Genomic DNA, 23,588 nt, shown 5'->3' with positions numbered 1-23,588 from the left:
GAGACCGATCGCGCCGCGACGCGTTCTCTCTAGGAGAACGCCCTATGCCGCATGGCGTTTGGACTTGCCGCGACGCGAACAGTATTGAACCGGCAAAAGACAGTGGAGGAAACAGGCATGTCGAGCGAAACGACAGCGCCGGCCGTTGGTCCGCTCCAGGGGATCAAGGTCCTCGAACTCGGCCAGCTCATCGCCGCGCCGTTCGCGACCAAGATGCTGGCGGAGTTCGGCGCCGAGGTCATCAAGGTCGAGTCGCCGAACGAGGGCGACCCCCTGCGCAAGTGGCGCAAGATGCACGAGGGCACCTCGCTCTGGTGGTATCTGCAGTCGCGCAACAAGAAATCGATCGGCATCAACCTGAAGTCGCCCGAAGGTCTCGCGGTGGTGAAGGATCTCGTCCGCGGCGCCGACGTGGTGGTCGAGAACTTTCGCCCCGGCGGCCTGGAGAAGCTTGGGCTGGGCTGGGACGTGCTCTCGGCGCTCAATCCCAAGCTCGTCATGGTGCGGATCTCCGGCTACGGCCAGACCGGCCCCTACCGCGACCGGCCGGGCTTCGGCGCCATCGGCGAGTCGATGGGCGGCATCCGCTTCACCACGGGCAGCCCGGACAGCCCGCCGGCCCGGGTCGGCGTCAGCATCGGCGACACCCTCGCGTCCCTGCACGGGGTGATCGGCGCCCTGATGGCGCTGCTGCACATCAAGACCCACGACGGTCCGGGCCAGGTCATCGACGTGTCGCTCGTCGAGAGCGTGTTCAACGTCATGGAGAGCCTCGTCCCGGAATACGATCTCCTGGGCGAGGTCCGCACCCGCACCGGCGGGGCGCTCCCGGGCATCACGCCGTCGAACACCTACCCGACCCGGGACGGCGGCTTCGTGGTGATCGCCGGCAACTCGGATCCGATCTTCCGCCGCCTGATGATCCTCATCGGTCGGCAGGATCTGGCCGACGATCCCGCCCTGCGCGGCAACGACGGGCGCTCCCGGGTGGCCGGCCTGCTCGACGGCGCCATCGCCGCATGGTCGGGAGCGCGGACCGTCGAGGAGGCGTTGCAGGCCCTCGACGGGGCGGACGTTCCGGCCGGCCGGATCTACTCGGTGGCCGACATCGTGAGCGACCCGCACTACGCCGCCCGCGACATGATCCTCGAGGCCGAGCTGCCGGGGGGCGCGCGGGTGAAGATGCCCGGCATCGTCCCCAAGCTCTCCGCCACGCCCGGCGGCGTGCGCTGGCAGGGACCGCCGCTCGGCGCCCACACCGATTCCGTCCTCGCCGATCTCGGGCGGGACGCCGAGACCATCGAGCGCCTGCGCCGCGAGGGATCCGTGCAATGAGCGAGGCCATGCTGATCCAGGAAGTCGCCACGCGCGACGGTTTCCAGATCGAGCCCGTCTACGTGGAGACGGCCGACAAGATCGCGCTGATCGACGCCCTCTCGGCCGCGGGCTTCTCGCGGATCGAGGTGTCCTCCTTCGTCTCGCCGAAGGCCGTGCCGGCTTTGCGCGACGCCGCCGAGGTCTTCGCCGGGATCGTCCGGCGGCCCGGAACGGTCTACGTCGCCCTGGTGCCGAACCCGAAGGGCGCGGAGCGGGCGCTCGCGGTCGCGGTCGACGAGATCAACCTCGTCGCCTCGGTCAGCGAGACCCACAACCGCGCCAACATGGGCATGACGCCGGCCGCGTCGATCGCCGGGTTCGCCCGGATCATGGAGGCGGTGCGCGGCTCCGCCGTCTCGACCAACGCCACCGTGGCCACCGCCTTCGGCTGTCCGTTCGAGGGCGCGCAGGCGCCCGACGCGGTGATGGCGCAGGTCGAGCGCTACCTCGCCCTGGGCATCGGCGGCGTGACGCTGGCCGACACCACCGGCATGGCCAATCCCCGGCAGGTGGAGCGCCTCGTCGCCCGCGCCCTCACGCTGGTGCCGGCCGACCGCCTGACGCTGCATTTCCACAACACCCGCGGCCTCGGCCTCGCCAACGTCCTGGCCGCCTACGGGGCCGGCGCCCGCCGCTTCGACGCCGCGCTCGGCGGCCTCGGCGGCTGCCCGTTCGCGCCCGGTGCCACCGGCAACATCTGCACCGAGGATCTCGTCAGCATGGCGCACGAGATGGGCATCGCCACGGGGCTCGACCTCGACGCGCTGATCGGCCTGTCCCGCGACCTGCCACGGCTCGTCGGGCACGACGTGCCGGGTCAGGTCGCCAAGGCCGGACGCCCCTGCGACCTGCACCCGGTCCCGCGGGCGGCCTGAGCCGGTCGAGCCCGGCCGATCCAGTCCGGATCCGTCACGTCCCCGTCGGAAGCCGCCGCAGAAGCGGCTCCGGCCCATCCGCGCCTGCCCGCCACCGCCCCGGTCCGAGCCGGGACCGGTAAGCGGGGGCGCTCCCGAACCCCAGGAGGAAACCATGGCCGCCGTCACGACCAGCCCGCTCGCGGGCATCGACGCCGTCACCGAGAGCAGCGTCGTCCGCAAGGCTGCGTGGCGGCTGATGCCGCTGATCATGGTCTGCTACATGTTCGCGTTCTTCGACCGGATCAACATCAGCTTCGCCAAGTTCCAGCTCCAGAGCGACCTCGGCTTCAGCAACGTGGCCTACGGTCTCGGCGCGAGCATGTTCGTCGTCGGCTACGTGATCTTCGAGGTGCCCTCGAACCTGTTCCTGTACCGTGTCGGGGCGCGGCGCTGGATCGCCCGGATCATGATCTCCTGGGGCATCGCCACGTCGCTGATGGTCTTCATCAGCACCGAGTGGCACTTCTACGTCCTGCGCTTCATCATCGGGGCGATGGAGGCGGGCTTCGCGCCCGGCATCCTGTACTACCTGACCCTGTGGTTCCCGGCCTCGTTCCGGGGCCGCGTGACCTCGTTCATGTTCGTGGCCTCGGCGTTCTCGGGCATCTTCGGGGCTCCCGTCGCGGGGCTGATCCTCGGCGGCCTCAACGGCGTGGCGGGCCTCGCCGGCTGGCAATGGCTGTTCCTCGCCGGCGGGCTGCCCTGCCTGCTGCTCGGCGTGCTGGTGTTCCTGCGCCTCGACGACCGGATCGCGGACGCGCGCTGGCTGAGCGCGGCCGAGAAGGAGCTGCTGTCCTCGAAGATCGCCCACCACAACCGCGATATCGGCGACCATTCCCTCTGGGGCGCGGTTCGCCAGCCGGGCTTCCTGCTGATCGCGCTCGTGTACTTCCTGCTCCAGGTCGGCTCCTACGGGCTGAACTTCTGGGGACCCGACCTGATCAAGACGGCGAGCGGGGGCACCGCGGCCTCGGTCGGCTTCCTCACCGCGATCCCCTACATCTGCGGCGCCATCAGCATGATCGTGATCGGGCGCCTCTCCGACGCGTCGGGCGAGCGGCCGAAATTCGTCGCCGGCCTCGCGATCGCCGCCGCCCTCGGCTTCTTCGCCGCGGGCCTGTTCGACCGGCAGATCGTGCCGCTGATGATCGCGCTGGCGCTCGTCGGCTCGGGGATCGTCGCCTCGATCCCGACCTTCTGGACCCTGCCGGCCAAGCTCGTCACCGGCGTCGGCGCCGCCGGCGGCATCGCGCTCATCAACACGCTCGGCCAGTTCGGCGGCATCGTCAGCCCCGTCGCGGTCGGATGGGTCAAGGACCTGACCGGATCCACCACCCCGGCGCTCTACGGCATCGGCGCCCTCTGCCTCGTCGCGGCGGCGTTGCTGCTCTTCGCGACGCCCGCAAGCCTGCGCCGCAACGACCGCGGGGAGGGTTGATCCCGGATCGCGGATCAGGATTCGGTCGGGCTCGTGCCGGAATGTGAGAGGACGGAAGCCTGGCCTGTCCGGCCGGGTCCGCCGAAGGCCGGTGACGGCAGTGCGGCGCCCGGTGGTCCACCCGTCGAGCGCGATACGCTCGCGAGGAACTCTGATGGAGGAGAGCCGAACGCAGGTGAGGCCGAGGAGCGGCGATCAACGATTGCGGCGCATCGAGGCGCAGCCGGACCCGACCGGACAGAAGCAGAGGGCCAACGCCTCGTTGTTCTTGCACGACCGGTGAACCGACAACGACCTATGTGTCGAGATGAGGCGTCACCACGCTGACGTTTGTCTGACTCTCGGATCCTGTTGGTCGCGAACTCGGATTTGCAGTCAAAGGTCACAGTGGGTGCGATAACCCTACGTCCCGCGCACATGGCGATGGAAGCCGTGAGACGGCGCGTGAGATCGACCGCGTCGCGTTAGGGGCGCAACGCTAGCCAAGCGCGCGTGAGGAGCAACCTACCGTCGGAAGTTTTTCGAGCCGGCAGAGCATGGATGACCTCTACGTGCGATCGAGCCCGCCCGAGGCGAAAGGCGCAAGAAGCACCACAGAACACAGCACAAGCAGCCAGATCCGAAGATCTGAAGCTTCAGTAGAATGTCGGATTTGAAGTTTTCGCAGCGCCTCGGGAAGGCGTTTTGCGTGAGGCTAGATTGGTCGGAGTGGCAGGATTTGAACCTGCGACCCCCACGTCCCGAACGTGGTGCTAGAGGTGATCAGCATTGATTTTGTTGCATAATTTCGGTCGGTTTCCATCCGAGTGGACCGAGAAACACCGGCATTCGGTCCACGTGGCGGTCCACGTTCCTGAAGCGTTCAAGATGTGGCTCCGCCGCCATAGCGCAGGGGGTGAGGAGGCGCATCCTCGCGCCATGGCCGACTCCCCACCACCGGCGTCGTCGTGAAAACTAAGGCGATCACGCCCGTCGAGATCGACGCCGAGTTTGACTCAATCCTAGCCGACTCCGAGACAGGCTCGTATCTGATCGACGGCGGATACTTGCTCAATTTCATCGCGGCAGTGAAGGCGCATGCTCGCTTCGGGTTCTGACGCTGATCGACGAGCATAACCGCGCTTGTCTGGCGCTGAAGGTGGCGCGGCGCATCAACAGCGTGGGCGCGATCAAGGCGTTGGCGCAGGCGATGTGCCTCCACTGCATCCCGGAGCACATCCGCTGCGACAATGGCCCTGCGATGAACTCCAAAGCGCTTCGCAAATGAGTCGCCAAACGCGGCTCTCAGATGCTGTACATCGCCCCGGAAGAATGGGTATTGCGAAAGCTTCAATGGCAAGCTTCAGGATGCGTGCCTGAGACAGGAGATATTATACTCTTTGAAAGAAGCGCAGATCGCGATCGGTCTTTGGCAAAACATATACAACCACGTCCCACCGCATCCGTCCCTGGGGTACCGGCCGCCCGCGACCGTCAGCTTCCCGGATCTGGCCTTCCGGCTACCCATGGGCGCGACCATGCAGTAGCCTCGCAAATGGCCCGGTCAAAAATACCGATCAGGTCAGATGGCCACGACGCGCAAAGCCTGCGGGCTGGTCTAATTACCCGTCGCGAGAGCGCCGCCCGCCGCAAGCCCCTGATTAGGACTCGGACTGACCGCCGCGCCCGAACGGCCGCAGCACCACCCGAGTTTCGACCGTTGAGCGATGGCTTCCGCTGCCTCTTGCGGCAGCCCCCGGCTACCGCAGGAGTACGTAGAATGTCCTAGCAGTTCGCGTCACGGAAATGGCACCGGCCGCAGCCAGCCTTACTTCACAATGAAATGAACGCGTTTGTCTATTTTTTGCCCAGTATAGGGCGTGATGGCTCTGTCACTTTCGTCATTCCCGTCTGTCAGAATATCAATGTCTCTGCCCTTGAAGACATTCAATATTCGCTCCGGTCCATCGGCAGGAAGCATGTCCGTATGAACCTCTATGAGAATTTTCCCAATATCTTGAATGCGCCTACTGCTCTCAACTACGGCAAGTTCTGATCCCTCAATATCGAGCTTCAAAACGTCGACCCTCTTGGGCAGCACATCGTCTAATTGTAACATAACAGTCGATTGTGAAGCCATCTGGCCCCAGTTAAAATCGACATAATTGAAGCTGTCGATACCTTCGGGATGAACCAGGCTGCGGCGATCGCCCACAGCGGCACAGACTGCGGCACCGTTCTTGATCCCATTCAAGAGCATGTTAGCACGGGTTATCAGGACATTTCGGGAGTCGGAGTCAATCGCCAAAACATGCCCATCAGGTCCGGAAGACGCTGCGGCAAAAACTGCCGTCATGCCGTGGTGACATCCGCAGTCCACGACATGATCTCCGGGTTTAATCATTCCCCTCCAAGTCGTCATTTCAAGCCAATAGCTTACTTCATCGACCTCTTCCATGGGTAAACCATAAGCAGATGTCCAGTCAATAACAGAGTCTCTAGATGATTGATACCAAAGCTCTCCAATGTGATCTGCAATTACAAAATTAAATCGCATCCCCGTGGTTGTTTTTCTAATTACTTTTATGCCGCGAGACGGAAGGCCAAAAACCTTTTCCCCAAGGTCGGTCTCGATGCCAGAAGTCATAGTTCGTCCTGCATTTGGAACAATCGCATTGATCTGCGGCGAAGGTCATCCTGCCACGAGAGCTCTTGACGGGCAACAAGGGGTTGCAGACGGCGGGGTCTTGTGGCCCTCGGCGTCGTAGCCGCGGCGTGGATTGCGGCGGTGCGTCGAGACAGGGGCAGTCACTGCACGCGCTCGGATGCCGGCGGTGTGATCCTGGCTGCGAGCGCGATGATGTCGCCCTCGGTCGCCGGCTCGCCGTTCACGGCGTAGCGCGAGAGGCCTCCGCCAGGATGCAGGTCGACCGTGAAGCCGCAGGCCTCTAAGAGGCACAGGACGTAAACGAACAGGTCGCGGCTCGCGGCGAGGCTGTGTTCTCCGAGCGTTCGAGTTGTGGCACAGCCGTCATAGCGTGCGAGGAGGGGAGGCGTATCCTCGCGCCACGGCTCATTCCCCCACCACTGGCGCCCTGCTAAAAGCCAAGGCGATCACGTCCGACGAGATCAACGCCGCGGTCGACGCGCTGCTGGCCAAGCCGGAGACCGGCCAGTACCCGATCGGCGGCGGCTACCTGCTCGACCTCGCCGTAGCCGTATAGGCACACAAGCCGACAGAGCTGGAGCTTGCTGGATCCGGGCTGGACCGAGAATTTCGGACGGACACTGGCGGTCACCGCGATCTTGCTGGCGAGGCCAGCGGTGGAGTGAGGCGCCTTTTCCAGAAATACCGAAAATTTTCTTAGGATCGCGAGCGCCGGCGATAGTTGCAGCAAAGCCATAGCTTGAGCTTGCAACCTAGTATACGCTTTACTTGAGTCAATGTCGTCGCCGCACGATATTCTATCTCCTGTTTCGATTATACGAGGTGTTTCCAGTGCCCGTCATTTATAGCCAGGGTAATTTTACTGTATCTAGCAACTTCGGCACAAGCGTCTTTGAAGGGACGAATCCAAATGGCTCAGCTGGAAAGTTGATTCAATTTAGCATTTCTCAAAATGTCCCGACTTACAACAGTTTTTACTGGCAAGTGCAACCCATAACCGGTCAAACTGAAGATTTCTGGGATACGCTATACAGCAATCGCGTGGGAGGCGAGCCTGCCGATCAATTTGCAATAAGCGGATTTACGTCCAGCGACTTATCCGTGCGAATCAACCCTGATCAGATGACGGAGATTAACGAGACTTTTCGTATAGCGTTCTACAATTCTAATCTAGATCCTTTGAGCGGTATTGCTCCTCTTGCTAGTGCGCAGTTCACAATTATTGATGACGATACGATCGATCGGGATTTTAATAAAGACGCCACGTCCGACATCTTGTTGCAGTCTGGCAGTTCGTTGGTGAGTTGGTCGATGCAGAATGGCCATCTCGCGGCTGGTGCACTTCTGGGCGACAGCGGCAGTTACACCGCACGTGCAACGGGCGACTTCAACCGCGACGGTACCGCCGACATCCTGTTCCAGGACACAAGCGGCAACGTCGCCAGCTGGCGGATGCAGAACGGACAGGTCGCGGCCGGCTCGCTCATCGGCGCTGCTAGTGGCTACAGCCTCGTCGGCGCGGGCGACTTCAACGGCGACGGCACCGACGACCTTCTCCTGCAGGACGGTTCGGGCAACCTCGTCGACTGGACGATGCAGAACGGCCAGCTCCAGGCGGGCGCGCTGATTGGCAACAGCGGCAGCTACAAGGTGGTGGGCACCGGCGACTTCAACGGTGATGGCACCGCCGACATCCTCCTGCAGAGCGGCTCGAGTGTCGTCGAGTGGCTGATGAAGGCCGGCAGCCTCTCAGAGGGTCGGTTGCTGGGCGATGCCGGCACATACGGCGTGGCGGGGGTGGGCGACCTCAACGGGGACGGCACGGCTGACCTCGTGCTGCAGAGCGGCTTGAGCGTGGTGGCGTGGGTGCTGGGCTCGGGTGCGGTGACGAGCGGGTCGATCCTGGGCGATGCGGGCGGCTACAAGGTGGCGGCGGTGGGCGACTACAACGGGGACGGCACGGCGGATCTGGCGCTGCAGAGCGGGTCCACGCTGGTGGACTGGACGATCCAGAACGCCCACGTCACCGCCGGCGCCTTCATCGGCGATGCCGGCAGCTACAAGATCGTCGCCTGAGCAATCCGTCCAGGGCGGCGGGCGCATGCGATCGGCGGCGCCTGCCTGCTCGACCTTGCTACAGCGGTCGAGGTGCACAAGCCGTCGTCCGTGGCCCTGGCGGATTCGGACCGGACGGAGACGTTCAAGCGCACCATGGCCCGCACCGCGATCCTGCTGGCGAGGCCCGAGAAGGCGTGACGATCTGATGGCGAAGGACAAGGCCACAGAGCAAGCCGACGAGATGACGGCCTCGCACCGCCTCCCGCCGGGCCACGCATTCGCGGTTGGCGACCGAGTGACCGGCCCCGGTGTCTCGGGCGCCGTGCTGACGCAGGACGGATTGTGGTCGGTCACCGTGCAGCAGGATCGCGGCGGCCGTATCACCGTAGGCACCGAGCTGCTGAGCAAGGCGTGAGCCTCTACTCCGCGCTTCGGACCTGGTCGACGATCCTCAGCCGCGAAGGTCGGCCGAACTGGTCGCGGTTGTTGGACCGAGCAAGCATCGCGATCACGGCAGGGGCTCGAGATCCTGACCTAGCATCCGATCTGCAGACGCTCGCCGACTTCGCGCGAGGCAAGGGCCGGGTGCGGCTCGCCAGGGTGCTGCGGGATGCTGCACAGCCGCTCAGAGAGGACGACGAGAAATGAGCGACCTCGCCATCAAGCTCCCGCTCACCCTACGGTTGGCGGCCGAGAGCTACGCGATCGAGGACAAGGCCGGCCGCTCGGTCGCCTACGTCTACTTCGAGAACAGCGAGCAGCGCCGGGATGTGGTGAAGCGCTTCTCGAAGGCAGAAGCGCTGGCCATCGCTAAGGAGATCGCGCGGGCGCTGACGGCGGCTGCCGAACAGGCCTAAGAGTTCGACACCGGCAACGAGGCGATCAACGCCCTCATCGCGACGTGGCAGCGGTGGAAAGCCATGCGCGCCCAGACATAAGAAATCCCGCCGCGGCCGAGCCGGGCGGGTTGAGGCAGGGATGTTGGGCCCGCGGGAGCGGGGGAGCAGAACGAAGAAGAGGTGCCCCGGCTTAAGCCAGGGCGCCTGCTTCGGCCAACCCGCTGATGCTAATCGTCAGTCGCCAACCCTGCTAGACCGGTGGGCGGAGACGCGCTCACTCTGATTTTTCAAAAACTCGTCCGAGAGAAGCAGGGCGTTACGCGCATCGCCGAGCCTGTCGTAGCCGTCCATCATATTGTGAATTGCTTGCTGCGACTCTGGCTCGCGGCCAAGAATACACCTGTAAAGCCAGACTACAGCTTCGGCAGACAGCGGCTCATTCATCGTTTCATCCTCGCAGCAAATGGCCTCGCGGTTTTACCACTTCGTAGCGGCCTGAAAAGTTGAATTATAAGTCGGCAGCGCCCTGAAATATTGCACAACCGTGGAATGAGTCATCCGAAATTCGATATATTCCAGAAATAATAATGCCCGCCGCGGGTGAACCGGGCGGGTTGAGGTAGGGATGTGGGGCCCGCGGGATCCGCGGTGCCTGAAGAAGGGCCGGCGCTAGCGTCTATGCCACGTCGACGAGGCGCAGGTGGGGAATCGCACACGGCGGCTCGATCGCGGCCGCCTGAGCCTCCGGTGCGACCCAGCGCGGTACGGCCAGTCCGCCCAGATCCACCCGCAGGAACACCGCGCCCTCCAGTCCCGCCAGCAGCCCGGCCGGCAGCCGCGCGCGGCCCGCTGTCCAGCGATGGCCTGGCGACAGGGCGTGGAAGCCCTCGCCCAGCAACGGATCGTCGAGGGGCACGTTGCGCGCCGCGCTGAAGCCGTCGCTGAGCGACAGGCCCGCCACGCACAGCCCGAGCGCACGCGGATCCGGGTAGGTGCCGACGTGGCAGGGGACGCTGACCGGGCTGACGAGCCAGATGTCGGTGGCCCCGGCTGGGAGCACGAAGCAGGCCGTGAGGCCGCGCATCGTCGGCGCAAGGGTTTGGCCGTCCACCTCAAGGCGCACGTCGTCCCAGGCTTCCGGCTGGCGGATCTGCCAACCTTGACGCTGCGCGCGTGCGCGAAGCTGACTGCGCAGCACCTCAACGAGAGGGCCACCATCGTGGAACGGCCGGCAGTAGTCAGCATAGGTGCGAGCGGCCGCCACGTCGGGATCCGGCAGCACTGCAAGGTTGATCGGTGTGCCTTGAGCGAAGAAGCTGCGGTTGCCCACGTCGAGGTAGCTCTCGGCGGGCTGGCCCTCGGCGATGAGGATGTCGTGGCTGTCGAGTTCGATGTGCCAGTAGGTGATGCTGTCCACCGCCTCCTGGACAATGGTGGCCCCATTCACCAGCGCGATGGCCGGCACCAGCACCTCGTCCAGCACGTCGAGGGCGATGGCGTGACCGGGCGAGACGAGGAGGTCGCGCGCAGGCCGGTTGTCGCCGAGGGCGTGGGCCCGGATGCGTACGGGCCAGACGGCGACTGGATCGGGGTGGCGGCGGCAATCGAGGCGGCGCGAGCCGATCCAGCGGATCGGGCGCTGCTCGCCGGAGGCGGTGACGGCGCGGTCGCCGACGCGCAGGTCTTCGATGGCTACGTCGCCGTCGCCGATCCGGATCAGGGTGCCCGAAGCGAAGCAGACCGCGGTGACGCTGGCCATGCCGTTGCCGGCCTGTACGCCAGTTTGCAACTGCGTGACGACGCCGCCGAAGCCACCCGTAATGAACGAACCGCCGCCGCCGCTGCCGGTGCCGGTGCCGCCGCTATAAGTGCCTCCGTTGCCACCGGAAAAGCCGCCGCCACCGCCACCGCCACGGTAGCTGCCACCACCACCGCCACCGAAACCGCCAGTGCCGCCGGTACTTGCATAGGTCCTATAACCACTGCCGCCCGTATAGCCGCCTGAACGATTGGAGCCGCCGCCAGCAGAACTGCTCTGGCCATTTCCGTTGTATCCAGAGCCGCCGCCGCCGGTGACAGCACCGGCGCTGCCGCCGCTGCCGTTACCCTGCGTGGTCGTACCGGCACCGCCGGCAAATCCACCTGGTGTACCGCCACCGCCGCCGCCGGCAGCCATCAGCAACGTGTAGGTACCGCCGACGCCAGCGCCATTGCCGGTGCTGGTGCTGTCGATGAAGACGAATGTGCCGCCGCCGCCGCCGCCGCCGGCACCGCCGCCGTTGCTGACAGCGTTGCCGCCGGCCCCGCCGACATAGATCTTGAGGTGCTGACCCGCCGTCAGGTTGTACGTGCCCCCGACGCCTCCGCCGAGGCCACCTGCGAATCCGTCGGTGCTGGCGCCACCCTGCGCACCCAGGGCAACGATGCTGTAGCTGCCGCTCTGCGTGATGGTGACGTACTGCGCCGCGCCGGTGGAGTTAAAGTCTGCCATGGTGCCGCCCCGTGCTGTCCGTTCCCAACCGGACGCGGCCCAGGCCGCCGCCCGCACCTCATCGCCTTCGTGTCAGTTCACCTGCTGCGGCGCGGGCGTGTCGGCCTCGGTGCCAACTCCCACCGCACGCTTGTTGAAGGCCGGGTCGCGCCAGACGCTGGCCCCTTCCCAGCGCGCCCACAGATCCGGCGGCAGGATGCTCGTGCGCTCCTGGCGCCGCGCCTGCGGCCGCACCGTGTGCAGGCCCGGCGTGCCCAGCCGCGCGTCGAACTCGGTGGCGTCGAAGGCGATGTTCTGGGTGTCGTGGACGAAGCGCGGCAGGCCGCAGAAGTCGTAGACCGCCTCGAGCGCGGCCTGGGGATGCTCGGCCAGGGTGTCGTAGGGCAGCAGCAGCAGACGCCCGGACTGGTCGCCGTGCATGGCCTGCTTCATGGCGTTGAGCGGGTAGCCGATCAGACCGCCCGGTCCCATCATCGCCTCGGCCCGCGAGTAGACGGTGCCGTCCGCCTCGTAGCTGACGAGGCCCGAGAGCTGGAAGACGTTGCGGCGCAGCAGGTGCTCGACGCTGTCGATGATCCACGGGACGTGGCGCACGCAGCAAACGACGCGGCAGGCGGGGAAGAGGCGGGCGAGCAGGTCGAGGCGGCCGGTCCAGGCGCGGTTGGTGTCGAACACGGTGCGGCCGGGGGCGAGGCTGCGGTAGTAGCTGTCGAAGACGCCGCGCAGCAGGGCCTCGCGCTGGGTGTCGTCGATGAACAGGGCGGTTTCGTTGGACTGGCTCACGGCCTTGAGCATGGCGGCCACGAGGGCGCCGACGGGGCTGCTGATGTTGGCATGCACGGCCGGGTTCTGGCGCAGCAGCGCGGCGAGCAGCGTCGAGCCGGCGCGCGGCAAGCCGGAGATGAAGTGATAGGCGGCAGGCGCTTCAGCGGACATAAAATCCCGACCCGATCGAGCCCCGCGGCTCACGCGTAGGAGAATTGCCGTAAAACTTACTCTCCGGCGAGCCCAACCTGGCTCTGAAAGAATTGGGCAACAGGTTTACTCACAAATGGTGTATTTATGCAACGAAGAGAAAGCGCCACCGCTACCAGTCGGGCGGTGCCGGGTCGTCGGACGGCTGCGCCGTCCACGCGCCCTTAAGCGTCATCCGCACCGCGTAGATCTCCTGCCTGTGTTCGTCCCGCACGATAGCGCTGAACTCCCGGCTGTCCCCATCGGGCAAGGCGCTCGTCACCATCGCGGCAAGCGCTCGGTGCGCCTCCGCCCTTGCCTCGTGGGGACATCCGAAGACTGCATCGTCGTCGCCAGGCATGAAGAGGACGGAGTCATCGGTGTCGATGGTGTAGCGCGGCATGGGCTCTCCGATGGGGTCTCCTTCGCGCGGTAGAACGAAGAGCTTGGCCACCGGTTCGAGAGCGCGACATCGCGACACGAAAAACCCCGCGCGGGCGAACCCGGCGGGGAGAGGCATCTCGCGTCCTACAATTCGATGGTGCTCGCATCGCAGACCGGCTGCATCTGCCAAATGTAGGATTTCTTACTTGGGTCCCGGTCGGTCATCGGGCGACCAGCGGGCCGCGATCTCCTGCTGCACGGCCACCACGAACAGGCCGCTGATGATGCCGCCGATGTAGGCCATCCAGACCTAGGTAACGGGCGTGGCGGGCCTCACGACCCCAGAACGCAGAAAAGGCGCCCCCGGCCTGAGCCGAGGGCGCTTGTGGGACTGGTGACCGGTGGCGACGGCGGGTCAGTGCAGCAGGCCGACCTTCGTCAGGATCACCGAGGCGAACGCGCCGGCCGCCCCGACCAGCGCGCCCCAGACCCGCTTGTCCAGCGTGTCGATCCGAGCGTTGGCCCGCTTCTTGACCGCATCGATGCGCTCGTGCAGCGCCCGGTTGTCCTTGTCGATTTCCGAGCGCGGCACGAAGGTGGCGATCGCCGAGATGACGTTGGCGTGGCGCGCCTCCGCTGCCGCCTGCGCGGCCTTGTTCGCTTCGAGCATCGAGTTCTGCCGCTCTTCGATGCGCGCCAGCGCGATCAGGATCCGGGTCTCCGGGTTCTGGTCGCTCCCGTTCTCGTGGCTGCTGGACATGGCAGGGACGGTCCTCGGGTGGCGGGCCTGGACGAGCAGGCTTTCGCTTAGGCTGGGCGGCTCGGGGGGAGGGATGCGGGCCTCGAGCTCGGACTTGATGGCCTGGAGCGCCTCCCGGACCTGGTCGCGAGACCGCGTGCGGCGCGGCCGGCGCGGGGGCTGGTCGGACATGGCTCGGCTACTTCCCGAAGATCCGGCGCACGGTCGGTGCGATGCCGGTCACTCCGATCACCGACATCACGATCGACCATTGCATCGTGTCGTAGGAAGGCGGCAGCTTGTCGATCCGCCAGTTGAAGTGGAACGTGCTGTCGAGGACGATCGCCGCGAAATGCAGCATGCAGATCCCGAACGCCGTCGGGATCATCCAGGCCGTCCAGGGCGATTCGGACAGCCGCGCCCGCTCGGACGCGACAACCTTCCGCTCCTCGACGTAGGCCGCGAGCTGCGCCTGGGTCACCGTGACGTCCCCGGTCACGTTCTGCCCGTTGGTCAGGACGGCGTTGTCCGCGCGCTTGTTGAGGTAGGCCACGACCGCCGAGGCGAAGCCAGAGCCGAAGAACTGGAGGAGGAAGCCCCCGATCGCGGCGAGCACGGCCATCAGCGGGACCCTCCCGCGTCCGGGCCGCCCTGCGGCCGCATCGGCGGCGTTGTGGTGTAGGCGCGGAGCACGATGCCGCCGAAGAAACAGGCCGCGACGATCGCCTTCGCGGTGCCCTCGGGCGCGCCCATGTCGAGGAGGAGCTGCCGGAAGTCGACCGCGTGCAGCATGTCGAGCAGCGTCACCAGGAACGCGGGCGTGAAGAAGATGAAGGTGCGCCAGCCCTGGAGGCGGCGCCAGATCACATGCATGTGGCGGGCGTTGCGGGTCAGCATGGTCAGGCGGCCTTCGGGCGGGAGAGCAGGGTGTGCAGCCGCGACCAGAACCCGGGCGCGGCCGGCGCCGAGACCGGCGCAGAAGAAAGCCCGCCGGTGAGGGCGGGCTTGGGGGAGGGAGGGACGGCCGTCATCGGGGCGAGCGGGTCGGGCGGCTTGGGCGCCGAGCTCGCATCCGGCACCCGGACCGAGGCGAGCAGCGCGACACGAAATTGCGCGTGGTAGCCTGCGATCATCTTGTCGCAGTCCGTGCCGTTGATGATGCGGCGAGCCCCGACCGGATCGGCGCGGCCGGGCCCGAAATAGTCGCCGAGCTTCTTGCCCGTGAACCAGCCCTCGAGCGTGCCGGTGAACAGGATCGCGGCGGCGACGTCCTGGCGCATGGCGAGCGTCGGCGTCTTCACCAGGTCTTCACCGGCCTTCAGGATGCCGAGCGCGCGCAGGCGCTTCGTCGCCTTGGCGTAGTTCGCCTCCCAAGTGAGCTGCACGAAGCCGCGGCCCCAGAAGCCGGTCGGACCATAGGCTCGCCCCTTGCCGCGGCCGAACTCCTCGATCGGCTGCATGCGGCGCGCCGTCTCGTGGAAGGTGGTCGCGAGGCAGTAGGCCGTCTTGTCGACGCCGAGATCCGGCGGGCAGGCGTCGAGGATCGCCGCCATCCCGGTCACTTGGCTCGCGGTCAGATGGCCAGCGAAGGGCTGGTGGCGCACCGCGTCGAAGAAGGTCGCGCGGTCGAGGGCGAGGGCCATGTCCGAGGGTCCGCACACGAGGAAAAGGCCGCACAGGGCGGCCAGGATGGGCGACACGTCAGGGGCGGAGGGCTGCGCGATCGGCGCCGAGGCACGTCATCGCGGCAGCCCTCCGGGCATGAAAAAGCCGCCCGAAGGCGGCGGGGAAGTGGGGTTTGATCCCGGCACGCATGGAGCCGGAATCGGGGCGGCGCGCGGGCCTCGGCCGCGTTCGAGCGTGGCTAATGCGCCGTCCAGGCCGTGCCGTTGCAGGCCCCTGTCACCGCCGCAGCACGGATAGCGTCGGTGCAGCGCTGTAGGTGATGGCGATGTTGGAGTTGGCGGCCAGTGGGATGCAGCCGGCGCCGGACAGCGCGGCCAGTCCGCCGATGGTGACGGACGACACCGTGCCGCCGCTGATGCAGACGGTCTCCTCTGTCGGGCCCGAGGTGTAGGTGGCGGGCGAGGCTCCGATCGCTGGATTGCCTACGGCGATGTTGTTGATCCCCGCCACGTCCCGGATGCGGACATCGGCGCTCTGCACGAAGAACGGGGACGACTTGTTGGCGCGCGCACTGCCGCCGCTGATCGTAAGGCTGCCGCCAGTCACGAAGAGGCCGAAGCCGCTCCCCGTCGGCGCTCCACCCGAGGTCTGGGCTTGCCCATTGCCGTGCGGGTCCTGCCCGGTCGCCCCCGGTGCGCCCAGCGTCACGTTCAGGAAGGTGTTATCAACGGGATACTGGCCGCCGATCCCATCCTGAAGGATGCCAGAGAAGTTGTTGTATAGGGCGCTGTAATTGGTGAACGTATTGGAGAAGACGTTCGGGCCAGCCAAGTGGACGCCGGATGCGTTCGGGTACGTAACCCTGTCCTGCTGCGTCGAAGCCCAGGTGTTCAGGAACAGGCTCGTGTTCAGGTCTTCGGCGTAGAAGTTATCCGCGCCAGACGTATCGACAATCAAGTTTCCAAAGAACATGTTGTCGTTGGAGATGCGGGCGCCCGTGCCGCGATTGAAGCTGATGCCTCGGAACTTGTTGCCGTCACCCGAAACGTTGACGTAGCGGCTGCCGGCACATCCGTTGAAGTCGTAACCGTTGTGCCCGTTGGCATCGCTGCGAATGTTCGTAATGTTGACGTCGATGCTGCCGGCGCAGGTATAGCCGTTGTTCGTGACTCCCTGGATCTCGATGCTGTGGCCCTGCACCTGCGCCGTGCCGCCGACGATCTGGATGCCGTCGTACAGCGCCGCGGGATAGGGATGGACCTTCAGGTTCGCGATGTAGGCTTGCCCCAGATTGTTGAGCCGAAGCCCCATCTGGCCGAAGCCGCCGCCGGGCGCCGCCGCCGAAAAGGTGAAGCCCTCGACGCGGTTGCCGGCCTGAATGCTCGTGCCGTTGCCGATGTCGAACGCCGGCAGGTTGGTGTTGCCGTTGACGATGTTGACGCAGCCGGCTTCAGCCCGGAGCGCAGTGAAGCCATCGGACACTTGGAAGGAGCCACCGGAGATGAGGTAATCGCCGCAAGGGAACCAAAGCTGGGGATTGCTGCTCAGCACCTTCGCGGCGTTGAGCGCAGTGATAAGCCCGTTTCGGCTGTTCGTGGCGCCGGTCTTATCCACGCCAACGAAGTCAGCGACATTGATCCGGTCAGCGGCGCGTTCGCCCTGCGTGCGACCCTTCCACCCGGTCAGCCCGAGTTTAATCGTGGTCCCGGTCGCTTCACCGAGCAGCGTGTTGCCCTGGACCGCGCCGCCCGTGACCACGTTGCCGTTGCCCTGCACCTCGATCGCGTCGGGCTGCAGTGTGGTCTTTCCGGTCTGCCGCTTGCCGAGCTTGAGCGCCCCTAGCAGCAGATCACCAGAGTCGGTGATGCGGCCAGGGGGGAGGATCTGATCGGCCCGAGCCGGTAGGACGGCGATGTAGGCTGCCGCAGTCGCGGCGAGGAGACGAGGCGCGCGCATCAGGCAAAGGTCCACAGGTTCGAGCCGTTCGAGTGAAAGGCGAGCTTCTGGTAGGGCGACCCCATCGAGACGGAGGGCTGGCCCGCGATGACGTCAGCACCGGATGCCGCGACGATGATCGGGAGGTTGGCCGCGCAGGCCCCGCTCTCGTCGGCGATGTAGAGGGTCTGACCCGGTGCGAAGGACGATGCGGCCGGGAGCGAGATGGTCCGGGCGGCCGTCAGGACGGTGATCCCGATGTAAGTATCACTCGGATTGGCCAGCGCGTTCGCGTCGGCGATGGCTCGGCGGCTCGCGCGCGCCATGCGGATGCCGCCGGGCGTGACGCCGTCATGCATCCGCAGGCGCTCGCCATCGAAGATCGGCTCGCCTCGGGCGCCGACATAGGCATCCACGGAGGGACGGTCCGGCAGATCGCCGACGCCCTGCCGCATGAACTGACGCGGTTGACGGGCCATCAGTTGCTCCAGTCGTTGTAGGGGGTGAAATCACTGTCGAAGGAAAAATCGAAGACCTGCGAACCCAGAGCCGCGACGATCGCGCGAGCGTCGGCAGCCGCGCCGACCGCGCTATCGCGGGCGCTCTGGACGGTGGTGACGGTCGCGGCGGACGCGACGCGATCGATCTGGGTCTGGATCCGATCGGCCGACGTTGCGTTCGCCGCGGCGGATGCCGCCGCGCTCGCGCTTTCGGCGACCGCGCGGTTCTGGGTCGCGACGGTGGCCTGTGTACTCGCGATCCCGGCCTGCTGCACAGCAACCTGCGCCTGGGCCACCGCGGTGCTTGCATTCTGGGTCGCGACGGTGGCGCGATCAGTCGCGACCGCGGCGCCATTGCTGGCGATACCGGCCTGCTGGGTCGCGGTGGTCGCCTGAGCCACCGCAACGGCCGCTTGGCTTATCGCGACCGCGGCGCGATCCGTCGCGGTGCCCGCGGACGACTGCGCCGCATCAGCCGCAGCCTGCGCGTCAGCGGTGGACTGCGCCGGACTCGCCTTGATCGGGAGGCCGGTCGACCAGTCGCCGTAGGCGTCCGACCGTTTGATGTAGAGGACCCAGGACGGCCCGATCGGGGTATCGGCGACCGCGAGGAACGTCTTGCCCTTCGGCGCAGCGTCATGGGCGGCCCGGTCGCTCGGCGCGCCGGAAAAGTCGAACGCGATCCCGCCGGATGCGAGCCCGACGCCGGTTCCGGCTTTCATCCGCCACTCAAGCGGGCTCCCCGGAAGCGCGCCGGTGAGCACCACCGAATAGAGAAGGCCCTCCTGCACGCTTCCGGCCGGGAGGGAGAGCCCGTCGGCGCCGCGCCAGCGGAGGGGGCCCGTCCCGTCGATGTTGAGGAAGGTCTCGTCGGTGTTGTCGCGATCGGCCCAGAACGAGATGGAGAGTCCGGGCCGCAGTTCGGTGACGCCCGAGGCCGTCCGCACCACGTAGCTGTTGCCGGTGCCCCCGGTCACCAAGGCACCGCCCTGATCGTCCGAGAGGGCGCGCACGCCCGACATCACACCGCGGATCATGCCCGGCAGATCCCGTGCGCTGGCGCCATCAAGCGCGCGCACGGCGGGATCGACCAGCGCGTTCCGCGCAGCCGTCAGCGACCAGGACAGGACGCCCATCAGGATCTCCGGGTTATCGAGGGATGGGGCCGGTCAGGCCTTGATCGCCCAGAGCACGACGGCCGCGGGCGGGATGTTCGCGTGCGCGTGCCCGCCGCCGGCGTCATCGAGGCTCAGCGTGTGGGTGTGGTCCGGCGCGGCCGTGATGCCGTGCTGATGCTGCCCATCGGCCGCGATCGAATGGGCGTGACCATGCGCGTCCTCGTCTGCGGCGGTCGCGACCTCGACCAATCCAAGGTCTGGAACTGGCTCGAGGCGCACGCCACCGAGATGTGCGCCGACGTGCTCGGCCGCTCGTCGCACTTGCTGATCACCCACGTGATCCAGGGTGGGGCGACGGGTGCTGATGACGGCGCCGCGCGCTGGGCCCGGGCGAGCGAGATCCCGGTGTCGTGCTTCCGCGCGGACTGGGAGCGCTACGGCCGGCAGGCTGGCCCCCTGCGCAATACCCGGATGCTGGCCGAGGGCCGGCCCGATGTCGTGGTCGCTTTTCCTGGCGGTGCAGGGACGCGGGGTTGCGTGCGTAAGGCGCGCGCGGCCGGGCTGCCGGTGGTGGAGGCGTGGGTATGAGCGCCGAGCCCAGCCAGCAGAAGCCCGCGCGCCGGCGCCTCGGCAAGCGGCAGATCGACTCCCTGATGTCGGTCGCCTCGCCGTGGACGCTGATGCTGACGCCCGGCGAGATTGAGCGCGGCCTCGTGCGCGACGGGCTTCTCGTCGAGCATCCGAAGTTCGGGCCGCCCGTGCCCGGCAAGCCGCTGTGTGGCGCGGTCGGAATCACGGCCGAGGGGCTCCGACGGCTCGCCGACGCGATGGATGCCGGCCGCGTCGAGAACGCGGTCGAGCGGTTCGCGCGGCGGGCGCGCGAGTACCGCGCGGCTACCAGCGAAGGAGCCGCCGCATGAACGCGCCCACCCGGATCCCTGACGCCCTTCTCGCAACCGCAGCCGAGTAGCCGCCATGCCCGAGCACAGCACCATCATGCCGACCGACAGCGCCTATTCCGCAACCTGCCGCATCGCGATCGAGAGTATCCGGGCCGGCGCCCCCGGCTTGCCGCCCGAGATCCGGAACGCGATCGGGCGCAGCATCGCGCTCAAGATGGCCGAGCGGAGGCTCGCGCCGGCCGCCTACGGGGACAAACGCCAGCCCTACCACTCCGGCGCCTGCATCGGCGTGGCCGGGATGAGCGTGAATCTGCGCTTCTCCGACCTGTCGGCCGAGTTCGTCTTCCGTGAGGACAAGCTCGAATTGATTAACGAGGAGGGCCGCGACCTCTACGTCGCACGCCTGACCGCATCCGAGATCCTGGCGCTCCGGCAGGCGCTGATCGACTACCTGCCGGCGGCGGAGGGCATCGCGCCGCAGGTCACCGCGACGGCCGCCGACACGGAGCGCGCCACCGCCGCCCGCCACGAGACGATCGCCCGCGCGATCTGCCGGGTGCTCTGGCCGGACAGGGCCCCTGATGAGGTTATCGCCTACGGCGGCACGACCGTCCGGGCCTGGCAGCAGTACCTCGAGGCCGCCGCAGCCGCGGATGCCGCCCTCGAGCAGCGGGAGGCCGTCCGTGGCTGAGCGCATGAACTCGCGGGAATCAATGCAGCGATTGAGACCTGACCTTCCGCATCAGATCCTTCAATTCGGCTGCGAGCTTCTGATAGTCACCCACGGTTCTCGGATCGCGCGCCAAATCGCCCAGGGAACACGAGTTTGCGACGATTTCTTCGAGAAGAGCGAGGATATATTCCGGTTTTATAATATAACGACCTTGTATTTTCGCCTGGTACCAGCTTTCGACCAATTCATTGAACGATTTGATCAGCGCGGAGAGCTGGTCTTCTGTAGTATTAGACACGCTAATCGGCTCTATGCAGATTGGTTGCGTCAGGCCTGCTCCGTTGCAGATTCGATTTCGCATCTTGGGAGCGAAATCAATAGCCGTCACCCGCTTTTGACCGACGATGCATATCGGGAGGCCGCCCGTGGGTAGGACCTCCATCGGCGACCTGTTCAATCTCGACCGCGCGATGACGCCTCAGGAGCGCAAGCGGCTCCGCGGCGGCACGACCCCGAAGGGCTACGCGGCGCTGCCCGGCACCGGGCCGGCTGGCGAGACCTGCAGCTCGTGCGAGCACTTGGTCCGAAAGCACCTCGCGAAGACGTACCTGAAATGCGGGCTGATGCAGCGGGGCTGGACGGGCGGAACCGCGAGCGATGCGCGCGCGACGGCGCCGGCCTGCAGCCGGTGGGAGGCGCCCGCGAGCAGCCCCGAGGTGCGCCATGGGTAGGCGCAGCACGATCCGCCTCGCCGCGGCGTCCGGCGGCCTCACCCTCGCCGACCTGATGCGCGTCCGCATCGTCACCATGCGCGAGGCGTGGCGGCATCTCACCGAGATCGAGGCGCGCAGCGGCTTGGTCCGCAGCGGCGGGCGCGGGGGCATGCCGTTCCGATGGATGGCGGCGGACCGTGCGGAAGCGGACAGTTCGGCAGGACATCACTCGAACAGGGCGGAAACGATCCGCGACACGGTGCGCACCCTGGAGGCCGCGGAATAATGGTCGCCTACAGCTTCAAGAAGCAGTTCGGCCCGCCGATCCTGGCCGGCACGAAGGCGCAGACGATCCGGGCAGACCGGAAGCGCCACGCGCGGCCGGGCGAGCTCGTGCAGCTCTTCACCGGCATGCGAACGAAGCACTGTCGGCGGCTCGCGGACGCGCCGTGCATCGCGGTCCTGCCGATCACGATGGACCTGCGCGCCGGCATCATCCTGGCCGAGGATCGCTGCGTCATGATGCGGGAAGGTCTCGACGCCTTCGCGGTCAGCGACGGCTTCCTCGACTGGAAAGGGCTTGTCGCCTTCTGGGCGGCCGAGCACCCGGGCATCGACGTCTTCGAGGGCGTGCTGATCCGCTGGCAGCCGCTCGTCCCCGCCGACGCGCTCGACATCGCGGGGGCAGCATGAGCGCGATCCTCCGCCGCCTGCTGTGCGCCATCGCCGGCCACGCCCCGACCGTCACGTCTTGGGGGCAGGAGCACTCTGTCTCTCCGGTCGATCCCGACGATGACAAGGTGATGGCTTCCGAGGAGCGATCGGAGACGTGCCCGCGGTGTGGAGCATTGATCCGATGACAGTGCGGGATCAGGGGCTGAAGGAGAGGGGACGGGCCGGTGCCGCGTAGCGTCCGCATCCCAGACCGGGCCGCCATCACCGACGAGACGCCGCTGCTTCTCGACGTTGCGGCGCAGATCGCTTTCCCGGATGGTTCGGTTTCCGGCCTCGCCCTACGGAACGCGGCGAGTCGGGGCGAGCTCGACACCGAGCGCATCGGCGGCCGGCTCTACACCACCCTCGCCGCGATCACGGAGATGCGGGCGCAATGTCGGCTGAAGCGAAGGGTCCCCGCCTCTGGTTCAAGCGAGGCAACATCGGCCCCGACGGGAAGCGGCGCCTCGGAACCTGGACCATCAAAGACGACGGAAACGTCCGCATCAGCACGGGAATCCGCGCTGCACGCGCTGGAAAGCCGCCTCAAGGCGCTCAGGACGCGCTCGCCCGATACATCCTCGAGCGGCGGCAAGTCCCGCGGGAAAAGCACCGTGGTGCCGATGCCGTCGAAGTCGCGGACGTCATCGCCATCTACATGAACGAGCGCGCGCCGCAGCAGGCGCGCGAGGAAGAGGTCCTGCAGCGCTGCCGCGCGCTCCTCACCTTCTGGGGCGACAAACGCCTCTCGGCCGTCTCGGGCCGTACCTGCCGGGAATACGTCGCCTTCCGCGGCAAGCCGGTGGCGCGGCGCGAGCTCGAGGACCTGCGCTCCGCGATCAACTATCACCGGAAGGAAGGCTACTGCCGTGAGGTGGTCGAGGTCTCGCTGCCCGATGCGTCGCCCGCTCGCGACCGCTGGCTGACGCGCGACGAAGCCGCCCGCCTGATCCGCGCCGCTTGGCGCTTTCATGAGACCCAGAAGGGACACGAGACCGGGCGTCGATCCCGCCAGCACGTCGCTCGGTTTATCCTGGTCGCGCTCTACACGGGCACACGAGCCGGCGCTGTCTGCGCGGCATCGCTTGGACCGGTCCAAGGCTCGGGCTGGATCGACCTGGAGCGCGGCGTCTTCTACCGGAAGTCATCGGCCGAGCGGCAGACGAAGAAGCGGCAGCCGCCCGTACAGATCCCGGATCGCCTGCTGGCGCACCTTCGGCGCTGGCGCCGGAACGGGCAGACCTATGCCATCGAATGGAATGGCCAACCGGTCGGCACCGGGGTCGAGAAGGCCTTCGCCCGGGCCTGCGAGGATGCGGGCCTCGTCGACGTCACGCCGCATACGTTGCGGCACACGGCGGCCACCTGGCTCGTCGCGAACGGCACACCGTTCGAGAAGGCGGCCGACTTCCTGGGCATGACGATCGAGACGTTGACGCGGACGTACCGCCACCACGCGCCGGGCTTTCAGCAGGAGGCGGCGGACAACATCACGCGCAAACCGCAAGGAACCAAGCGGTCCACGATCCGGTCCACGGGCTGAGAGGCGTATTCGCTAAGTCT

28 protein-coding genes and 1 pseudogene are annotated in these 23,588 nt (G+C 66.7%); 15 read left to right on the top strand and 14 right to left on the bottom strand.

The features are described 5' to 3' along the window. The first annotated feature begins 117 nt into the window (after positions 1–117). The 4 genes and pseudogenes from ACS5RC_RS20655 to ACS5RC_RS20640 all read left to right on the top strand — a co-directional run. Complete coding sequence (locus ACS5RC_RS20655) at positions 118–1,335, top strand: CaiB/BaiF CoA transferase family protein (protein WP_478345793.1); 1,218 nt, start codon at positions 118–120, stop codon at positions 1,333–1,335. Next, the gene (locus ACS5RC_RS20650; RefSeq protein ID WP_478345792.1) at positions 1,332–2,252 is read left to right on the top strand and encodes a hydroxymethylglutaryl-CoA lyase; all 921 of its coding nucleotides are present in this window, start codon (positions 1,332–1,334) and stop codon (positions 2,250–2,252) included. Before ACS5RC_RS20655 ends, ACS5RC_RS20650 begins: the two co-directional genes overlap by 4 nt. A 154-nt stretch (positions 2,253–2,406) precedes the next feature. After that, on the top strand, positions 2,407–3,732 hold the full coding sequence (locus ACS5RC_RS20645) for an MFS transporter (protein WP_478345791.1): 1,326 nt from the start codon (positions 2,407–2,409) through the stop codon (positions 3,730–3,732). A 1,042-nt stretch (positions 3,733–4,774) separates the two neighbouring features. Further along, positions 4,775–5,258 (top strand): annotated as a pseudogene (locus ACS5RC_RS20640) (integrase core domain-containing protein); the annotation flags it as partial. Between the two features lie 281 nt (positions 5,259–5,539). On the opposite strand, the gene ACS5RC_RS20635 reads toward ACS5RC_RS20640, so the two are convergent. Together ACS5RC_RS20635 and ACS5RC_RS20630 are read right to left on the bottom strand one after the other, a co-directional pair. Continuing rightward, positions 5,540–6,358 carry an FkbM family methyltransferase gene (locus ACS5RC_RS20635; RefSeq protein WP_478345790.1) on the bottom strand — a complete coding sequence of 273 codons (819 nt, stop codon included), beginning with the start codon at positions 6,356–6,358 and terminating at the stop codon, positions 5,540–5,542. Between the two features lie 451 nt (positions 6,359–6,809). Continuing rightward, complete coding sequence (locus ACS5RC_RS20630; RefSeq protein ID WP_478345789.1) at positions 6,810–7,115, bottom strand: hypothetical protein; 306 nt, start codon at positions 7,113–7,115, stop codon at positions 6,810–6,812. Positions 7,116–7,501: 386 nt separating this feature from the next. Between ACS5RC_RS20630 and ACS5RC_RS20625 the strand changes: the two genes are divergently transcribed. From ACS5RC_RS20625 to ACS5RC_RS20610, 4 genes are all read left to right on the top strand, one after another. Further along, entirely contained in the window at positions 7,502–8,455 is a 954-nt protein-coding gene (locus tag ACS5RC_RS20625; protein WP_478345939.1) for an FG-GAP repeat domain-containing protein, read from the top strand. Positions 8,456–8,642: 187 nt separating this feature from the next. Beyond that, complete coding sequence (locus ACS5RC_RS20620) at positions 8,643–8,852, top strand: hypothetical protein (RefSeq protein WP_478345788.1); 210 nt, start codon at positions 8,643–8,645, stop codon at positions 8,850–8,852. Next, positions 8,849–9,085: a hypothetical protein gene (locus ACS5RC_RS20615; RefSeq protein WP_478345787.1), complete on the top strand. Its 237-nt coding sequence runs from the start codon at positions 8,849–8,851 to the stop codon at positions 9,083–9,085. The genes ACS5RC_RS20620 and ACS5RC_RS20615 overlap by 4 nt, the downstream gene beginning before the upstream one ends. Then, positions 9,082–9,294 carry a hypothetical protein gene (locus ACS5RC_RS20610; RefSeq protein ID WP_478345786.1) on the top strand — a complete coding sequence of 71 codons (213 nt, stop codon included), beginning with the start codon at positions 9,082–9,084 and terminating at the stop codon, positions 9,292–9,294. Before ACS5RC_RS20615 ends, ACS5RC_RS20610 begins: the two co-directional genes overlap by 4 nt. A 216-nt stretch (positions 9,295–9,510) precedes the next feature. Here ACS5RC_RS20610 and ACS5RC_RS20605 read toward each other — a convergent pair whose 3' ends face one another. The 11 genes from ACS5RC_RS20605 to ACS5RC_RS20555 all read right to left on the bottom strand — a co-directional run bounded on the left by ACS5RC_RS20605 (position 9,511) and on the right by ACS5RC_RS20555 (position 19,041). After that, the gene (locus ACS5RC_RS20605; protein ID WP_478345785.1) at positions 9,511–9,720 is read right to left on the bottom strand and encodes a hypothetical protein; all 210 of its coding nucleotides are present in this window, start codon (positions 9,718–9,720) and stop codon (positions 9,511–9,513) included. A gap of 232 nt (positions 9,721–9,952) precedes the next feature. After that, the gene (locus ACS5RC_RS20600) at positions 9,953–11,767 is read right to left on the bottom strand and encodes a Hint domain-containing protein (RefSeq protein ID WP_478345784.1); all 1,815 of its coding nucleotides are present in this window, start codon (positions 11,765–11,767) and stop codon (positions 9,953–9,955) included. Positions 11,768–11,839: 72 nt separating this feature from the next. After that, the gene (locus tag ACS5RC_RS20595; RefSeq protein WP_478345783.1) at positions 11,840–12,703 is read right to left on the bottom strand and encodes a sulfotransferase family protein; all 864 of its coding nucleotides are present in this window, start codon (positions 12,701–12,703) and stop codon (positions 11,840–11,842) included. A gap of 151 nt (positions 12,704–12,854) precedes the next feature. Beyond that, positions 12,855–13,124, bottom strand: a complete 270-nt coding sequence (locus ACS5RC_RS20590; RefSeq protein ID WP_478345782.1) for a DUF6894 family protein — start codon at positions 13,122–13,124, stop codon at positions 12,855–12,857. A 396-nt stretch (positions 13,125–13,520) separates the two neighbouring features. After that, positions 13,521–13,865 carry a hypothetical protein gene (locus ACS5RC_RS20585; protein ID WP_478345781.1) on the bottom strand — a complete coding sequence of 115 codons (345 nt, stop codon included), beginning with the start codon at positions 13,863–13,865 and terminating at the stop codon, positions 13,521–13,523. A gap of 178 nt (positions 13,866–14,043) precedes the next feature. Beyond that, on the bottom strand, positions 14,044–14,466 hold the full coding sequence (locus ACS5RC_RS20580; RefSeq protein WP_478345780.1) for a hypothetical protein: 423 nt from the start codon (positions 14,464–14,466) through the stop codon (positions 14,044–14,046). Further along, positions 14,466–14,741, bottom strand: a complete 276-nt coding sequence (locus ACS5RC_RS20575; protein WP_478345779.1) for a hypothetical protein — start codon at positions 14,739–14,741, stop codon at positions 14,466–14,468. The genes ACS5RC_RS20580 and ACS5RC_RS20575 overlap by 1 nt, the downstream gene beginning before the upstream one ends. 2 nt (positions 14,742–14,743) lie before the next feature. Then, a complete protein-coding gene (locus ACS5RC_RS20570) occupies positions 14,744–15,487 on the bottom strand; it encodes a hypothetical protein (protein ID WP_478345778.1) in 744 nt (247 codons plus the stop codon). 259 nt (positions 15,488–15,746) lie between these two features. Beyond that, complete coding sequence (locus ACS5RC_RS20565) at positions 15,747–17,426, bottom strand: hypothetical protein (RefSeq protein ID WP_478345777.1); 1,680 nt, start codon at positions 17,424–17,426, stop codon at positions 15,747–15,749. Further along, positions 17,426–17,884 carry a hypothetical protein gene (locus ACS5RC_RS20560; protein WP_478345776.1) on the bottom strand — a complete coding sequence of 153 codons (459 nt, stop codon included), beginning with the start codon at positions 17,882–17,884 and terminating at the stop codon, positions 17,426–17,428. The genes ACS5RC_RS20565 and ACS5RC_RS20560 overlap by 1 nt, the downstream gene beginning before the upstream one ends. Next, positions 17,884–19,041 (bottom strand): hypothetical protein, encoded by a 1,158-nt coding sequence (locus tag ACS5RC_RS20555; protein WP_478345775.1) that lies wholly within the window; start codon positions 19,039–19,041, stop codon positions 17,884–17,886. The genes ACS5RC_RS20560 and ACS5RC_RS20555 overlap by 1 nt, the downstream gene beginning before the upstream one ends. Positions 19,042–19,122: 81 nt before the next feature. Between ACS5RC_RS20555 and ACS5RC_RS20550 the strand changes: the two genes are divergently transcribed. The 3 genes from ACS5RC_RS20550 to ACS5RC_RS20540 are packed head-to-tail and all read left to right on the top strand — an operon-like array spanning position 19,123 to position 20,616. Continuing rightward, complete coding sequence (locus tag ACS5RC_RS20550; protein WP_478345774.1) at positions 19,123–19,611, top strand: SLOG family protein; 489 nt, start codon at positions 19,123–19,125, stop codon at positions 19,609–19,611. Beyond that, complete coding sequence (locus tag ACS5RC_RS20545) at positions 19,608–19,943, top strand: hypothetical protein (RefSeq protein ID WP_478345773.1); 336 nt, start codon at positions 19,608–19,610, stop codon at positions 19,941–19,943. Before ACS5RC_RS20550 ends, ACS5RC_RS20545 begins: the two co-directional genes overlap by 4 nt. Before the next feature lie 55 nt (positions 19,944–19,998). Continuing rightward, positions 19,999–20,616, top strand: a complete 618-nt coding sequence (locus tag ACS5RC_RS20540) for a hypothetical protein (RefSeq protein ID WP_478345772.1) — start codon at positions 19,999–20,001, stop codon at positions 20,614–20,616. Between the two features lie 19 nt (positions 20,617–20,635). Here the strand turns inward: ACS5RC_RS20540 and ACS5RC_RS20535 are convergent, their stop codons facing one another. Continuing rightward, entirely contained in the window at positions 20,636–21,040 is a 405-nt protein-coding gene (locus ACS5RC_RS20535; RefSeq protein ID WP_478345771.1) for a hypothetical protein, read from the bottom strand. Here ACS5RC_RS20535 and ACS5RC_RS20530 point away from each other — a divergent pair. The 4 genes from ACS5RC_RS20530 to ACS5RC_RS20515 all read left to right on the top strand — a co-directional run bounded on the left by ACS5RC_RS20530 (position 21,024) and on the right by ACS5RC_RS20515 (position 23,568). After that, on the top strand, positions 21,024–21,329 hold the full coding sequence (locus ACS5RC_RS20530; protein ID WP_478345770.1) for a hypothetical protein: 306 nt from the start codon (positions 21,024–21,026) through the stop codon (positions 21,327–21,329). The genes ACS5RC_RS20535 and ACS5RC_RS20530 overlap by 17 nt on opposite strands. Beyond that, positions 21,322–21,597: a hypothetical protein gene (locus tag ACS5RC_RS20525; protein ID WP_478345769.1), complete on the top strand. Its 276-nt coding sequence runs from the start codon at positions 21,322–21,324 to the stop codon at positions 21,595–21,597. Before ACS5RC_RS20530 ends, ACS5RC_RS20525 begins: the two co-directional genes overlap by 8 nt. After that, entirely contained in the window at positions 21,597–22,004 is a 408-nt protein-coding gene (locus ACS5RC_RS20520) for a hypothetical protein (RefSeq protein WP_478345768.1), read from the top strand. Before ACS5RC_RS20525 ends, ACS5RC_RS20520 begins: the two co-directional genes overlap by 1 nt. Positions 22,005–22,419: 415 nt before the next feature. Beyond that, on the top strand, positions 22,420–23,568 hold the full coding sequence (locus ACS5RC_RS20515; protein ID WP_478345767.1) for a tyrosine-type recombinase/integrase: 1,149 nt from the start codon (positions 22,420–22,422) through the stop codon (positions 23,566–23,568). The last annotated feature ends 20 nt before the right edge of the window (positions 23,569–23,588 follow it).

Source organism: Methylobacterium sp. HJ2, assembly GCF_056431005.1.
The sequence above is the reverse complement of the archived record's forward strand: the minus strand, read 5'-3'. Positions and strand labels throughout refer to the sequence as shown.

Excerpts from the sequence above, each read along its gene's own strand:
- ACS5RC_RS20655 (WP_478345793.1), top strand. The coding sequence starts at position 118 with ATGTCGAGCGAAACGACAGCGCCGGCCGTTGGTCCGCTCCAGGGGATC.
- ACS5RC_RS20650 (WP_478345792.1), top strand. The coding sequence starts at position 1,332 with ATGAGCGAGGCCATGCTGATCCAGGAAGTCGCCACGCGCGACGGTTTC.
- ACS5RC_RS20645 (WP_478345791.1), top strand. The coding sequence starts at position 2,407 with ATGGCCGCCGTCACGACCAGCCCGCTCGCGGGCATCGACGCCGTCACC.
- ACS5RC_RS20635 (WP_478345790.1), bottom strand. The coding sequence starts at position 6,358 with ATGACTTCTGGCATCGAGACCGACCTTGGGGAAAAGGTTTTTGGCCTT.
- ACS5RC_RS20630 (WP_478345789.1), bottom strand. The coding sequence starts at position 7,115 with ATGGCTTTGCTGCAACTATCGCCGGCGCTCGCGATCCTAAGAAAATTT.
- ACS5RC_RS20625 (WP_478345939.1), top strand. The coding sequence starts at position 7,502 with ATGACGGAGATTAACGAGACTTTTCGTATAGCGTTCTACAATTCTAAT.
- ACS5RC_RS20620 (WP_478345788.1), top strand. The coding sequence starts at position 8,643 with ATGGCGAAGGACAAGGCCACAGAGCAAGCCGACGAGATGACGGCCTCG.
- ACS5RC_RS20610 (WP_478345786.1), top strand. The coding sequence starts at position 9,082 with ATGAGCGACCTCGCCATCAAGCTCCCGCTCACCCTACGGTTGGCGGCC.
- ACS5RC_RS20605 (WP_478345785.1), bottom strand. The coding sequence starts at position 9,720 with ATGAATGAGCCGCTGTCTGCCGAAGCTGTAGTCTGGCTTTACAGGTGT.
- ACS5RC_RS20600 (WP_478345784.1), bottom strand. The coding sequence starts at position 11,767 with ATGGCAGACTTTAACTCCACCGGCGCGGCGCAGTACGTCACCATCACG.
- ACS5RC_RS20595 (WP_478345783.1), bottom strand. The coding sequence starts at position 12,703 with ATGTCCGCTGAAGCGCCTGCCGCCTATCACTTCATCTCCGGCTTGCCG.
- ACS5RC_RS20590 (WP_478345782.1), bottom strand. The coding sequence starts at position 13,124 with ATGCCGCGCTACACCATCGACACCGATGACTCCGTCCTCTTCATGCCT.
- ACS5RC_RS20585 (WP_478345781.1), bottom strand. The coding sequence starts at position 13,865 with ATGTCCAGCAGCCACGAGAACGGGAGCGACCAGAACCCGGAGACCCGG.
- ACS5RC_RS20580 (WP_478345780.1), bottom strand. The coding sequence starts at position 14,466 with ATGGCCGTGCTCGCCGCGATCGGGGGCTTCCTCCTCCAGTTCTTCGGC.
- ACS5RC_RS20575 (WP_478345779.1), bottom strand. The coding sequence starts at position 14,741 with ATGCTGACCCGCAACGCCCGCCACATGCATGTGATCTGGCGCCGCCTC.
- ACS5RC_RS20570 (WP_478345778.1), bottom strand. The coding sequence starts at position 15,487 with ATGGCCCTCGCCCTCGACCGCGCGACCTTCTTCGACGCGGTGCGCCAC.
- ACS5RC_RS20565 (WP_478345777.1), bottom strand. The coding sequence starts at position 17,426 with ATGCGCGCGCCTCGTCTCCTCGCCGCGACTGCGGCAGCCTACATCGCC.
- ACS5RC_RS20560 (WP_478345776.1), bottom strand. The coding sequence starts at position 17,884 with ATGGCCCGTCAACCGCGTCAGTTCATGCGGCAGGGCGTCGGCGATCTG.
- ACS5RC_RS20555 (WP_478345775.1), bottom strand. The coding sequence starts at position 19,041 with ATGGGCGTCCTGTCCTGGTCGCTGACGGCTGCGCGGAACGCGCTGGTC.
- ACS5RC_RS20545 (WP_478345773.1), top strand. The coding sequence starts at position 19,608 with ATGAGCGCCGAGCCCAGCCAGCAGAAGCCCGCGCGCCGGCGCCTCGGC.
- ACS5RC_RS20540 (WP_478345772.1), top strand. The coding sequence starts at position 19,999 with ATGCCCGAGCACAGCACCATCATGCCGACCGACAGCGCCTATTCCGCA.
- ACS5RC_RS20535 (WP_478345771.1), bottom strand. The coding sequence starts at position 21,040 with ATGGAGGTCCTACCCACGGGCGGCCTCCCGATATGCATCGTCGGTCAA.
- ACS5RC_RS20525 (WP_478345769.1), top strand. The coding sequence starts at position 21,322 with ATGGGTAGGCGCAGCACGATCCGCCTCGCCGCGGCGTCCGGCGGCCTC.
- ACS5RC_RS20520 (WP_478345768.1), top strand. The coding sequence starts at position 21,597 with ATGGTCGCCTACAGCTTCAAGAAGCAGTTCGGCCCGCCGATCCTGGCC.
- ACS5RC_RS20515 (WP_478345767.1), top strand. The coding sequence starts at position 22,420 with ATGTCGGCTGAAGCGAAGGGTCCCCGCCTCTGGTTCAAGCGAGGCAAC.